The 13,029-nt window shown below is 65.3% G+C and carries 11 protein-coding genes; 2 read left to right on the forward strand and 9 right to left on the reverse strand.

Features of this window, described 5'->3' with window-relative positions:
* Positions 1-56: 56 nt before the first annotated feature.
* The 7 genes from ACIBCN_RS27400 to prpD all read right to left on the reverse strand — a co-directional run bounded on the left by ACIBCN_RS27400 (position 57) and on the right by prpD (position 8,669).
* On the reverse strand, positions 57-1,499 hold the full coding sequence (locus ACIBCN_RS27400; RefSeq protein WP_396994546.1) for a flavin monoamine oxidase family protein: 1,443 nt from the start codon (positions 1,497-1,499) through the stop codon (positions 57-59).
* A 636-nt stretch (positions 1,500-2,135) separates the two neighbouring features.
* On the reverse strand, positions 2,136-3,014 hold the full coding sequence (locus tag ACIBCN_RS27405; protein WP_396994547.1) for an ADP-ribosylglycohydrolase family protein: 879 nt from the start codon (positions 3,012-3,014) through the stop codon (positions 2,136-2,138).
* A gap of 95 nt (positions 3,015-3,109) precedes the next feature.
* Positions 3,110-3,568 carry a hypothetical protein gene (locus ACIBCN_RS27410; protein WP_396994548.1) on the reverse strand — a complete coding sequence of 153 codons (459 nt, stop codon included), beginning with the start codon at positions 3,566-3,568 and terminating at the stop codon, positions 3,110-3,112.
* Positions 3,569-3,866: 298 nt separating this feature from the next.
* Positions 3,867-4,931, reverse strand: a complete 1,065-nt coding sequence (locus tag ACIBCN_RS27415; RefSeq protein ID WP_396994549.1) for a dTDP-glucose 4,6-dehydratase — start codon at positions 4,929-4,931, stop codon at positions 3,867-3,869.
* A 155-nt stretch (positions 4,932-5,086) separates the two neighbouring features.
* The gene (locus tag ACIBCN_RS27420; RefSeq protein ID WP_396994550.1) at positions 5,087-6,256 is read right to left on the reverse strand and encodes a bifunctional 2-methylcitrate synthase/citrate synthase; all 1,170 of its coding nucleotides are present in this window, start codon (positions 6,254-6,256) and stop codon (positions 5,087-5,089) included.
* A complete protein-coding gene (gene prpB / locus ACIBCN_RS27425) occupies positions 6,253-7,167 on the reverse strand; it encodes a methylisocitrate lyase (RefSeq protein WP_396994551.1) in 915 nt (304 codons plus the stop codon). Before prpB ends, ACIBCN_RS27420 begins: the two co-directional genes overlap by 4 nt.
* Entirely contained in the window at positions 7,167-8,669 is a 1,503-nt protein-coding gene (gene prpD, locus ACIBCN_RS27430; RefSeq protein WP_396994552.1) for a 2-methylcitrate dehydratase PrpD, read from the reverse strand. Before prpD ends, prpB begins: the two co-directional genes overlap by 1 nt.
* A gap of 119 nt (positions 8,670-8,788) precedes the next feature.
* On the opposite strand from prpD, the gene ACIBCN_RS27435 reads away from it, so the two are divergent.
* Complete coding sequence (locus ACIBCN_RS27435; RefSeq protein ID WP_396994553.1) at positions 8,789-10,216, forward strand: short-chain fatty acyl-CoA regulator family protein; 1,428 nt, start codon at positions 8,789-8,791, stop codon at positions 10,214-10,216.
* 20 nt (positions 10,217-10,236) lie between these two features.
* Here ACIBCN_RS27435 and ACIBCN_RS27440 read toward each other — a convergent pair whose 3' ends face one another.
* Positions 10,237-11,202: a DUF1152 domain-containing protein gene (locus ACIBCN_RS27440; protein ID WP_396994554.1), complete on the reverse strand. Its 966-nt coding sequence runs from the start codon at positions 11,200-11,202 to the stop codon at positions 10,237-10,239.
* A 40-nt stretch (positions 11,203-11,242) separates the two neighbouring features.
* Positions 11,243-12,412 (reverse strand): FAD-dependent monooxygenase, encoded by a 1,170-nt coding sequence (locus ACIBCN_RS27445; protein ID WP_396994555.1) that lies wholly within the window; start codon positions 12,410-12,412, stop codon positions 11,243-11,245.
* Between the two features lie 180 nt (positions 12,413-12,592).
* On the opposite strand from ACIBCN_RS27445, the gene ACIBCN_RS27450 reads away from it, so the two are divergent.
* The gene (locus ACIBCN_RS27450; protein ID WP_396994797.1) at positions 12,593-12,919 is read left to right on the forward strand and encodes an ArsR/SmtB family transcription factor; all 327 of its coding nucleotides are present in this window, start codon (positions 12,593-12,595) and stop codon (positions 12,917-12,919) included.
* Positions 12,920-13,029: the final 110 nt, after the last annotated feature.

A 13,029-nucleotide genomic window follows, 5' to 3' on the forward strand; every position in this document is an offset into this window, starting at 1 on the left:
TATCCTCGATCCCCTCACAGTCCGCCACGATCAACAAGCGCGGATGCAGCACAGCCCTACTCCGTTCCGGACGAGAGTTCGAGGAGAACTCGAATAGACGACTCCAATGCGTAGTTCATCGAGCCGCCGTTCGGTTCGAACGCGGTGTGCTCGCCTGCGAAATGTATTCGGCCTTCCGGTGTTCGGGTGTGCTCCATGAGTTCGCTGTGGCCAACCTCCGGCAGCACGTAGGCACCTCCGGCGAATGGCTCGTTGTCCCAGGCGACGGAGGCGCCGACCTCGAAGTTGTCGCGCGCCCCCGGCAGCATCGACTCCACTTCGCGCAGTGCGAAATTCACCCGCTCATCCTCGCTCATGCTCGCCGCCGCCTGGGCGGGCCAGCCGGTGAGCCAGCATTCGAGGATCTTGCGGGGGCCCGGTTGCCGTGGGGTGGCGTCGCGGACCGTGCAGATCGGGGTATCCGTCGACAGCATCAGCCGGTTTTCCGGCCAGAATTTCTTGCGCATCTGCAGATATATGCGCAGGACCGATACGTATCTGAGTTGGCGAATAGCCGAATGCTTAGCCGCCGATAGTCGAGCCATCGACAGGTTGAGTCGCCGGACACTGCTGAACGGTGCGGTGACGATGACCCGGTCCGCGCTCAACGTCTGTAGCCGGTCGCGATCCAGGAAAGTGACCTGCGCTTCGTGGTCGGTTTGGCTGATGCGGACGACCGGCTTCCGGTAGAGGACACGGTCTTTGACCTTGTCCGCGAGTGCCCGGGCGAGCAGGTCGGTGCCGCCCTTCACCTTGTACCACTTGGCGTCCGCGGTGGAGAAGGAGCGGGGGCTCGACTCGTAGCGGGCCCACGCCATCGCCGAGGCGGATTCCAGTTCGCCGCCGCGCATTTCGAGGAACAGTGGCTCGATCAGGCTGATCGCGGCGGGGGACGCGCCTTGGTCCTCGAGTACTCGGCGCACCGAGATCTGGTCGAGTTCCAGCAGATTGGGCGTCGGGGTCCAGTCGAGTGCGGCGACCTCGGGGCCGATGTTGTCGTTGAACTTGGTGACGTATCTGGCGAACAGGTCGGTGACGGTGAGATTCCGCTCGTCCGGGTGTAGACCCAAGGTGTCGGCATGATCGGCGACCTGGTCCGGCCGGATCCGAATGCCGTTGCGGTAGTAGCTGAAATCGGTGTCGACGAGATCGCTCGGTTCGGTCTCCAGACCCATGGCACCGAGATAGTGCATCGTGTAGTGGCACTGCTCGGTCACCGTCATCGCGCCGGCTTCCGCGTGCAGGTCGTCGGCGAAGGGATGGCGGTAGGTCCATGTGCGCCCGCCCGGGCGATCATTCGCTTCGAGAACGGTGACCTGCGTTCCCTGCTTTGCTAATTCGAATGCGGCCGCGAGTCCGGCGAGACCGGCGCCGACAATGATCGCGGAATCGATGTTGTTCCGGGACGGGAGACCCCCGTCGAACGTATGTCGGACATCTTCTTGCGTAAGCCCCTGCACTGCATTCCCTCCGGTGAACTGCGCTTGATTTTCACCGGCTCATCCGTGTTATCCTGAACCGAAATCATTGACAAATCATCACGCTCACGGAAAATATGTTCATCATTGATCTTCAACCAATGGTTGAATGAAATTATCGTATCAAGATGTGCTGAGTGCAGCAAACAAGTTTCAGTAGCTGGAATTTAACTCGACCGGGGTGGTTGAGACCTCTCTGGACGGATGGCGTTTGCTTGCGCCGGTGTGACCGTTATCACACTCTGGCTTCTGTTTGATGCGTAACTAATCGCAGGCGACTGCCGCCGGAGTGATCTCGCTCTGCGCATAGGCGCCTCGTCAAATGCGGTAGTGGACATGACATCTTGGGATCTTGATGACTGTTCGATAGGCCTGAGGCAAACCCGCTGCAACCGCTGGGCCGTTATAACCGGACCGGGCAGTCTGCCTTTCCTGCCGGTAGATGCTAAGCGGCTGCGCGGACGGGCTGTAGCGAACTCCTGTCGCCGATCCCGACGAGCTGCGAAATGGCGTAATCCCCTTAGCGACAGTCCGATAGCTGTTGCGGCAAGCGGAATCCGCACCCTAACTCGGGACCTGCACCGACTTTAGGGCCCTATTTCGGGTGCGGGTCCCGAGTTAGGGTGCGGATTCGAGGTTCTCCGTGGGTGTCGACCACGGAGGTAGGGGTTCGCGGGCGGCCAGCCACTGCTCAGGGATGCCGCGGATATTGGGCTGGTGGCCGATTCCGGTGTGGGCGGCGACTATTCCGCCGACGATCGCGGCCGTCGTGTCCGCGTCGCCACCGGCTTCGACGCACGCGGTGATGGCGGCAGGGTAGTCGGTGAGGAACGTCGCGGCTGCCCACAGGGTGAACGGCACCGTGTCCTGGGCGCTGACCGCCGCGCCGTTGCCGAGCTCGTATGCGGCTTCGGCCGCCGGTCGGCCGAGTAGCTTTCGGGCTCGACGAATACCGTCGGCGGTACGGCCGTCGACCAGGTACGGCTCGACCGACCGTAGTAATTCTATTGGTGTGCAACCGGTTTCGCGTGTCGCGGCGGCATGGGCGGCCGCGACGGCGATCACCATGGCGCCGACGATCGCTTCCGGATGCCGGTGGGTGACCTCGGCGGACAGCGCCGCCTCGGTTGCCGCTCGGTCCGGGTCGTCGGCGAAATACGCCCCGAGCGGGGCGACCCGCATCGCTGCGCCGTTGCCCCACGATCCACCGCCGAAAGCGGCGCCTGCCGCTTCGGCCCACGGGCGGCCATCGCGAATCTCGTGCAGCACAACGACTGTGCCTGCGCCGTAGCCGCGATAGGGTTCGCAGCGGTCGGCGAAGACGGCCGCGAGGGCGTCCTGGTCGATGCGGCCGCGGCCGCGGATTTCCGAGTACACCGAACAGGCCATCTCGGTGTCGTCGGTCCACGGCCAGGGGGCGGCCGGCGGTCGCCCGGCGAGCAGATCGGGGACGGACCGGCCGGGCACGAAGAACTGTGCACCCAGCGCATCGCCCACGGACAAACCATCGAGGCTGTCGGAAACGGAATCGGAATCCAGCGGCATAAGTGCGGCAATCGTGCCAAACCGCAACCGGTTACCGCAACCGTCGATTACACGACGCGCTGCTCCATGCCGGACGTCATGTGTTCGACGATGCACTTCTCGAGGTGCGCGAGCCACTCGTAACCCTGCGTGGTCCCCGAGATCCACGCCGCCGTCGCGCCGCTGAGCACGTCGTGGGGGCGCGGGGGTTCGGGATCATCGACCGGCACCGCCGGTTCCTCCCGACGATGTCTGCCGCCGGGCTCGGGCGCAACGGGCGGTGGGGTTTCCGCGGGCGGGCGGTCACTATTCGGGACCTCCGGTATCGCTTCCGGCTCGCCGACCGATGGCACGGAGAACGGTCCGCTCGGCTCACCCACGGTGGTGAGGCCGCGACTCGCGGTCGGCTCGCTGCTCTGTGACCCCTCCCGGTCAGCAGCGATCAACGCGGTGATCAACGCGGCGGTCGACACCATTGCCAACCGCATCGGAACGTCGGGCTTTCGTGGTGCGCGGTGCTTACCCATCGGCTACTTTCCGTCGAATACCGTCGGGATTGAGAGTTTAAGACGCGCAACCAATTCGGGCCAGCAGTGTAAGTTCTTCTTCACGAAAGTTAAGTCGCAAACGGACTTTTCGCGTATAGGTTTGGCGGTTGCGTGGCGACGTGCAATTATTCGGAATTCATCCCGATTCTCCGGGCGCGCAGGGTGTGAGATCAGCTACTCATGTCCGCCACCGACTGGATCATTCTCGCAATTTCGCGGACGATCAGATCCGGCTCGGTGGCCGGACGGCACACTCCGTCGTCTTCACCAGCACACGTTAGTTCATGGCGGCGGGCGCGACCTGACTCCAATCGAAGGCCAGCTCGCCCTTGGCCGCGATGACCTGTTCCCACCAGTCGCGGTTGTCGCGATACCAGCGCACGGTCTCGGCCATTGCCGTCTCGAACTGGTGGGTCGGCCGCCACCCCAGTTCGGTTTCCAGCTTCTCGGGGTTGATCACATAGCGACGGTCGTGGTTCGGCCGGTCTTCGATGTGCTCGATCCATTCGCTCGGTTCCAGCCCGAGCGCGGTGACCACCAAGTGGGCGATCTCGAGATTGGTGACCTCGTGCCGGGCGGAGATGTCGAAGATCGGGAGCAGGCCGGGGTCGGTGGCCGCGGCCCTCGGGATCGGTCCCAGGTCGGCGTGCAGCACCTTGTGTACCGCATCGCAGTGGTCGGTGACGTGCAGCCAGTCGCGGCTCTGCAGGCCGTCACCGTAGACGGGGACTTTGCGGCCACGCAATACGTTGGTGACCGCGAGCGGGATCAGTTTCTCCGGAAGCTGATATGGGCCGAAGTTGTTGGCGCAGTGGGTCAATCGGATGTTCATCGCCGGATAGGTCGCCATGTATGCACGCACCATCTGATCGCCCGCGGCTTTCGACGCCGAATACGGGGTCTTCGCGTTCAGCGGGGAACGCTCGGTGAACCACGGCTCACTCGGCGGCAGTTCGCCATACACTTCGATGGTCGACACATGGACGTGCGACTTCACCGGCACAAGTCGGCTGCACTCCGCCATCACCTGCGCGCCCAAGGCATTGCTACGCATGAACGCCGACGGCCCGACGATCGCCCGATCGTTGTGCGACTCCGCCGCGAAGTTGACCACGAAGTCAGGCCGATGGGCCCGATAGAGCGCCTCCATGGCCGCCAAGTCGGCGATGTCGGCCTGCTCGAACACGATCCGATCGATCACCGCGGCCACATTGGTCATGTTCCCCGCGAAACCGATGTAGTCGACCGCGATCACCTGCGCGTCCGGCTCCCACTCGAGCAGGCGGTGCACGTAATTGGCGCCGATGAAGCCAGCAGCACCGGTGACAAGGTAGACGGCCATGGGTACAGAGCCTAGCCAACCGTCAGGGCGCCGTTCGGCCGCTCTCAGCAAAATCCGCACTCTCTCTCTTGGGAGCCGCACCCGGAATAGGGCCCTAAAGCGAGTGTAGATCCCTAGGGAGAGTGCGGATTTCGAGGGGTGTGGGCTGGTTGGGGTTAGGCTACGACTGAGCGTTGGGGGACGCCGATGTATTCGCTCAGGGGGCGGATCAGGGCGTTGGATTCGCTTTGTTCGATGATGTGGGCGGTCCAGCCGGTGATTCGGCTCATTACGAAGATGGGGGTGAATACTTCGATGTCGAAGCCGAGTAGGTAGTAGGCGGGGCCGGTGGGGAAGTCTAGGTTGGGTTTGATGCCGGTTGCGTTGTTCATGGTTTGCTCGAGGATTTCGTATATCTGGACCCATTTGTGACCGTCGGTGGCTGTGGCGATGTCGATGAAGGACTTCTTCATCGTCGGTACCCGGGAGTCACCGTTCTTGTAGACGCGGTGGCCGAAGCCCATCACCTTTTGCTTCTTGGCGAGCTTGGCGCGCAGCCACTGCTCGGCGTGGGCGGGGTCGCCGATCGCGATCATGTCGTGCATGACCGCCTCGTTGGCGCCGCCGTGCAGCGGGCCCTTGAGCGCGCCGATGGCCGCGGTCACCGCGCTGTAGATGTCGGACAGGGTCGAGGTGACCACGCGGGCGGCGAAGGTCGAAGCGTTGAAACTGTGCTCGGCGTAAAGGATCAGCGATACTTCGAACGCCTGCACCAGTTCCCGGGACGGGATCTTGCCGAAGCACATGTTCAGGAAGTTCTCGGCGAACCCGAGGTGCGAGTGCGGGGCGATCGGGTCCTGACCGCGGCGGCGGCGGTGGTCGGCCGCGACGATGGTCGGCAGCACCGCCATCATCCGTAATGCCTTGGCGCGGTTGGCGGCTGGGCTGTTGTCGTCCTCGGCGGGATCCTCGGCGCCGAGGTAGCTGATCGCGGTGCGCACGACGTCCATCGGATGGCAGTTGTCGGGCATCTTCGTCACCAGCGACAGCAGCGACCGGTCGGCGCGGCGGGCGGCCCGCTCCTGCTGGCAGAACCGTTCCAGCTGAGCGTCATTGGGGAGTTCGCCATGCCACAGCAGGTAGGCGACCTGCTCGAAGCCGCAGTGTTCGGCCAGATCCTGCACGGCGTAACCGCGGTAGGTGAGTGAATTGGTTTCCGGCACCACCTTGGAGACGGCAGTGGTGTCCACGACGACACCGGCAAGACCTTTGTAGATAGTAGGTATGACGGTCTCCGGCCCACCCGTCGTCCGGCCACCGGGATCGCGGAGCGATGCGGTATTCATTGGTCCCTTCCCAGGCTGAAATTGAAGACGTCGGAATCGAATTCGTTGTAGCGCTCGTACTGCAGCAGTTCGTAGAGCCTGCTGCGGGACTGCATCCGATCGAGCAAACCCGCCTGGGTACCCTCGGCGAAGATCTCGCGCAGTCCGTTCTCGGCCGCCCACATCGCCAGGCGCAGGGTAGAAACCGGATAGATGACCGCGTTGTAACCGATCGACTCCAACGTCTTCCCCGACAGCAGCTCGGACTTGCCGAACTCGGTCATATTGGCCAGCAACGGAATCGAGACGGCGGCGCGGAACTTCGCGAAGTCGGCTTCGGCGTAGAGCGCTTCGGTGAAGATCAGGTCCGCACCGGCGTCGGCGTACGCCTCGGCGCGGTCGATGGCGGCGTCGATGCCCTCGATCCCGGCGGCGTCGGTGCGCGCGCAGATCACGAAATTCGGGTCCCGCCTTGCGGATACAGCCGCCCGCAGCCTGCGCACCATGTCCTGGGTCGGCACCACGGCCTTACCGTCGAGGTGCCCGCAGCGTTTCGGGTTGACCTGGTCCTCGAAGTGACAGCCCGCGATCCCGGCGTCCTCGAGGACGGTCACGGTGCGCGCGGCGCTCATCGGTTCACCGAACCCGGTGTCGGCGTCGATGAGCACCGGCAGCTCGGTGACCCGCGCGATCTGCTGGCCGCGCTCGGAAACCTCGGTGAGCGTGGTGAGCCCGATATCGGGCAGCGCGAGATCGGCGGAGACCACCGCGCCGGAGACATAGACCCCCTCGAACCCGATCTCCTGAATCAGCTTGGCCACCAACGGGTTGAACGCACCGGGAAACCGCTGAATCGAACCCGAGGCCAGACCTGCGCGGAAAGCAACGCGCTTGTCGGCGGCCGAGGTCTCGGCGGAAATAAGGCCCGCCATCAGAAGAGCCCCTTCGGCAGCTGCGGTGCCCGCGCGAGGACATCGTCGGAGACCGTGAACGACAGCTGGGACAACTCCGCGGCACTGAGTTCGGCGGCGCGCTGCGCGACGTCGAGGAAGCGATCCTGCTCGGCGGGTGCGATGACGCCCTCGGCCAGCGCGCGGAACTTCGCGATGTACTGCGCGCGGGCGAACGGCCGCGCCCCGAGCGGATGCGCGTCGGCGATCGCGAGCTCGTCGACGATCACCTCACCGCTCTTCAGGGTGACTTCGGCCCGTGCGCCGAACGCCTTCTCCGCGGGGTCGGTCGAGTGGTAGCGCCGCGTCCACTCGGGATCCTCGGCGGTGGAGATCTTGCGCCACAGCTCAACGGTGTCGGGCCGCCGCGCCCGCTCCGGCGCGTAAGACCGCTCGTGGTGCCAGGTTCCGTCCTGCAGCGCGACCGCGAAGATGTACATCACCGAGTGGTCGAGGGTCTCGCGCGAGGCCGTCGGATCGAACTTCTGCGGGTCGCCGGAGCCGGTGCCGATGACGACGTGGGTGTGGTGGCTGGTGTGCAGCACGATCGAGGCGATCTGGTCGAGATCGCCGATCTGATCGCGCATCCGGCGGGCCAGGTCGATCGGCGCCTGGCTCTGATACTCGGCGGAATGTTCCTTGGTGTAGGAGTCCAGGATCGCGCGCTTCGGCTCACCAGGGCCGGGCAGCGGCACCGAGTACTCGGCTTTCGGCCCGCCGAGCAGCCAGGCGATCACACCGTCCTCGCCCTCCCAGATCGGCGACGGCGCGCCCTCACCGCGCAGCGCCCGGTCGACGGCTTCGACGGCCATCTTGCCCGCGAACGCCGGCGCGTAGGCCTTCCAACTGGAGATCTCGCCTTTGCGGGACTGCCTGGTCGCGGTCGTGGTGTGCAGCGCCTGGCCGACGGCCTGGTAGCTGGTTTCGGCGTCGAGGCCGAGCAGCGTCCCGATGCCCGCCGCGGCGGACGGGCCGAGGTGCGCGACATGGTCGATCTTGTGCTCGTGCAAGCAGATCGCGCGCACCAGATCGATCTGGATCTCGTAGCCGGTGGCCAGGCCGCGGATCAGGTCGCGGCCGGTGCGTCCGGCGTGCTGAGCGACGGCCAGGATCGGCGGGATGTTGTCACCGGGGTGGGAGTACTCGGCGGCGAGGAAGGTGTCGTGGAAATCGAGTTCACGCACCGCGACGCCGTTGGCCCAGGCGGCCCACTCAGGGGAGTAGCTGCCGTCGGCACCGAACACGGCCGCGCCCGGTTGATACGGGTGCCCCTGCGCTTGGGCGCGGGCATTGGCGACCGGGCGCCGGGTCAGCGACGCCGCCGCGACCGAGGCGTTGTCGATGATCCGGTTGATGATCATCTCCGCCGTCTCCGGCGCCACCTCGACCGGGTCGGTGGCGACCTCGGCGATGCGCCACGCGAGGTGTTCTTCGCGAGGGAACTGCTCGGCGGAGCGGTGGGTACGAACGAGATGATTCTTCATATTTCGCACGCTACACATAGCGGCCCACTGCGGAAATACCTCGCAAATGCCTATATTTGCGGAAGCAAATCAGTGAAGTTGTAAAAGTTGTGTAAGACGGGAGTGCTAGATTTCGGTTTATGCAGAAGATGTATGCGGGCGGTCGGCTGCGCGCGCTGCGTGAACAACGAGGCCTGACCCAGACCAGGATGGCCACCACTCTCGGGCTGTCGGTCAGCTACGTCAACCAGCTGGAAAACGACCAGCGCCCGCTGACCGTCCCGGTGCTGCTGCGACTCAACTCGACCTTCGATCTGGACATGCAGTTCTTCGCCGCCGACACCGACGCGAGACTGCTCGCCGATCTCCAGGAAGTGTTCGCCGAGGACCCCGACGGCGTGACTGTCACGACCACCGAGATCGATGAACTCGTTTCCCGCATTCCCGCCGCGGCACGGGTGCTGGTCGGCATGCACCGTCGTTTACGCGGCGCTACCGAACAGCTCGAACGCGTCTCCGCCGGTATCGACACCCACGCCCCGGACTCGGGCATCGGCATGCCCTACGAGGACGTCCGCGACTTCTTCTACGACCACCGCAACCACATTCCCAACCTGGACGCCGCCGCCGAAGAACTGTTCGCCCGCCGCGGATTCACCCTCGGTGGCTTGGATCTACAGCTGACCAGGCTCCTGCGCGAGGAACACGACATCGCGGTCGTTATCCGCACCGATGACCCCGATCAGCCCGGCCCGAAACGCACTTTCGACCCCGCCACCCGAATCCTCACCCTGGCTCGACGGCTCTCGGCCGGGCAACGCGCGTTCCAGCTCGCGACCCAATTGGCGTTCCTCACTCAGGCCGACACCATCGACGCGGTTATCGCACAGGCGGATTCGCTCGCCCCGCAGTCGCGTGGCCTGCTTCGGGTCGGACTGGCCAACTACTTCGCCGGAGCATTGATCCTGCCGTACACCGCGTTTCACGATGCCGCGGAGGCGCTGCGTTACGACATCGACTTGCTCTCAGCGAAATTCGAGGTCGGCTTCGAAACCGTCAGCCACCGGTTGTCCACCCTGCAACGTGCGGGCCGCCGCGGTGTGCCGTTCTTGTTCGTCCGCACCGACCGTGCCGGAAATATCTCGAAACGCCAGTCCGCCACCGCCTTCCACTTCTCCCGAGTAGGCGGCAGCTGCCCCTTGTGGGTGGTACACGAGGCTTTCGCGACGCCGGGCCGCATCCGGACCCAGATCGCCCAAATGCCGGACGGTCGCCGCTACTTGTGGCTGGCCCGCACCACCGACGAAAGCACCCCCGGCTACCTCTCACCCAAACGCGACTTCGCCATCGGCCTCGGCTGTGACCTCACCTACGCACCCAAACTCGTCTACTCCCACGGACTTCCGATCGACGACCCCGGCGCCGCCATCCCGATCGGCCCCGGCTGCAAAGTCTGTGAACGCCCCGCCTGCGCCCAACGCGCCTTCCCCCAACTCGGCCGCCCCATCCGCGTGGACGAAAACAACGCCCTCAACATCCCGTACACGCCGAGTGACCAACGCGGCTGACCCTCGCACCTGGGTCTCGGTCAGTGGGGAATGAGGCTGTGCGGGCGGGGTTTTGGGCGGGATGCTAGGTGGGCCTCGATGATCTGGACTACCTGGTAGGCGTCTTCGGTGGGCTCTAGTAGCGGTAGGTATTCGACGCTGCGGGCCAGGGCTGGGAGGTCGACGGATAGATACATTGCCATCAGGGGGTTTACGAATAGTTCTGTGCCGCTGGTGCGGTCGGTGGCGTGCGTGTCACCGAATTTCCCGCGTAACGCGTCGGCGATCTGGGAGTGAACGATACTGGGGCGCAACGGGGTTTCGGTTAGGCAGTGGGTGACGGCGGCGAGGTAGGCGGCGGCCTCCGGGCTGTCGGGCGGGATGGAGAAGGCGCCGAGGTAGGCGTTCTGGCGTTGCAGGGCGGCGAGGTTTTCCAGTACGTGGGCGTGACAGACGCCGTGGTAGGCGTCGATGCCGAAACCGACGGACACCACGACGCGGGTGATGTGGTCCAGTCCTGCGACGGCGGCGAGGCTGGTCATGTCCTCGTGCGGGGTGCCGAGCCCGGCCTCGTCGCCGCGGAGCAGGATGTCGGTGCCGCCGTCGATGAGCACCAGGGCATCCGCGTCGAGGTGTTCGATGAGGGCGCGGTAGGCGGCTCGGAGGGGACGAACGCCGGACTTGGGAAACGCGAACACAATTGGTTCGCGATCGGTGCTCGCCAGCCAGTGAGCCAGGGTGCGTTCGGGGAAGTAATCGTCGTTGCCGTCGGTCTCGGGGTGGACAGCGGCGACGCCCGGCGCGAGCCAGTCGTCGAGCGGGGTGCGGCGCAGGTCGCTGAACGACAGGTTCGCCAGGGACACCTTCTTGCCGAGCCCCTCCAGCGCCACCGCGAGTGGCAGGCCGCCGTACACATCGAATCCGCCGCCCGCCCCGGCGATCAGCACCCGCGAGGCGCCCCGCAGACGGGTGAACAGCGGAGGCTCGACCAAGTGAAACGAAGGCACTCAGTCATGATGGCCGCGGCGAGAAGTTCGTGCCACTCGGTTAGTGGGGCGTGGGCAGGCGATCGGGTGCGTCCCCTGATTTCGAAGCCGCGGCGATCCGGCTCGTGCGACTGACCGCGCGGGCCACCGTGTTTCGCACCACGAGGCCCGGCCGGGTGCGGGGCACCAAGATCCGGGAGACCAGACCGACGCGTCGCTGCCGTGGGTCTACTTCACGGCGGAGTCGCGACTCGTAGGCGGCGAAGGCGCGGGCGTGATCACCTGGATGGGCGGCGAGCTCGTCCGCGAGGGCGTACGCGCCCGCCATCGCGATACTGGACCCGTCGCCCAGCAGAGCTGTCGCTCCCGCCGCATCCCCGAGCAGTACGACCCGGCCGCGGGACCACGAGGGCATCCGGACGGTGGTCAGGGGGTCGAAGAACGGAGCCGGGTGGTCGAGGTACGCCGCCACGAGTTCCGGTGTCCGCCACCGCACGTCGGCGTAGGCGTCGGCCACCGTCTGCTTGTGCAGTGCGATGTTCTTGCGGTCGTGCGGTGCTAGCTGTGCGGCCCGGAAGGTGAAGATCGCGAGCGGGGTGGTCCGCGAGGGGTGGACGACCAGCATCCGGTTCGGCACGGTCAGCATCGTCATCTCGTTCGGGTCCTCGATGGCGTCGGGTTCCAACGGGACGGTCGCGCCATACAGACCCAGATCGCGCACGAACTGCCGCTCGGGTCCGAATACCAGGCGCCGTACGGTGGAGTGCATCCCGTCCGCGCCGACTACCAAGTCGAAGCGCCGTGGCCTGGACCGCCGAAAGGTGACATCGACTCCGCCGCTGTCTTGGTCGAGAGCGATGACCGTGTCGTCGAACAAGAACTCGGCCTCGGACTGCGCCGACCGGTGGAGCACGTCGGACAGGTCGGCTCGGGTTACCTCGACCGTCGGCGCCGCGTCCGAGGTGAGCGGGAGTCGCAGGATTCGCCTGCCGCCGGGGTCGAGCAGGGTCAGCGACCGATTGCGCGTGGCGAGCCCGCGCAGCTGCGGGAGGATGCCCATGCGCTCGGCGACCGGGATCGCGGGCCCCTTCACGACGATCGCGCTACCACCGGAGCGCAGCTGCCGGGCTTGTTCGACGACCGTCGGCCGGTATCCATGCTGGGAGAGCCAGTATGCGAGTGCGGGCCCTGCGATTCCGGCACCGACTATCAGCACCTCGCGCTTCTTCATGACGATGACCTCTCAGAGTGTCGATGACCAGGTCCCCGGCGAGTACTGGGCCGGGTCTCGGTGAGCGGCGGCACAGCGCAACACAACCGGGTCAAGGTACGATCAAATTCGTACCTGAGTAAAGCACCTCATTGAGGTACGATGCAAGTCGTACCTGAAGGGAGGTGTCGCGTGGCCGCGATGAACCAGGTCGGGCCGAAGGCCGATGCGCTGGATCTGGGTGCGGTGCTTCGCGCCCTCGCCGACGAGCATCGTCGTTCGGTGATGACGGAGTTGGCCGCCGACCGCAGCGACAGCGAACGGGGCTGCAACTCGTTCAATCTTCCGATCTCGAAGCAGACCCAGACCCACCACTTCCGGGTCCTTCGCGAGGCGGGCCTCATCGACGAGATCGACTATGGCAACCGCAAGGGCATCCGACTACGACGCACGGACATCGAGAAGCGGTTCCCCGGGCTGCTCGCACTCCTGAAAGCAGAGCCCCAAGGCGGTACCGCTCCGCGCTGAGCGCACCGCAGATCGCCGCGGACACCGCGTGCCGATAAAACCGTCCGACACTGATCGGACCTGGCTTCGGTCACTCTTGGATAAACATCGCCGAGGCTTTGCTGAACCGG

The sequence above is a fragment of the Nocardia sp. NPDC051052 genome (assembly GCF_044456045.1).
Taxonomy (GTDB): domain Bacteria; phylum Actinomycetota; class Actinomycetes; order Mycobacteriales; family Mycobacteriaceae; genus Nocardia.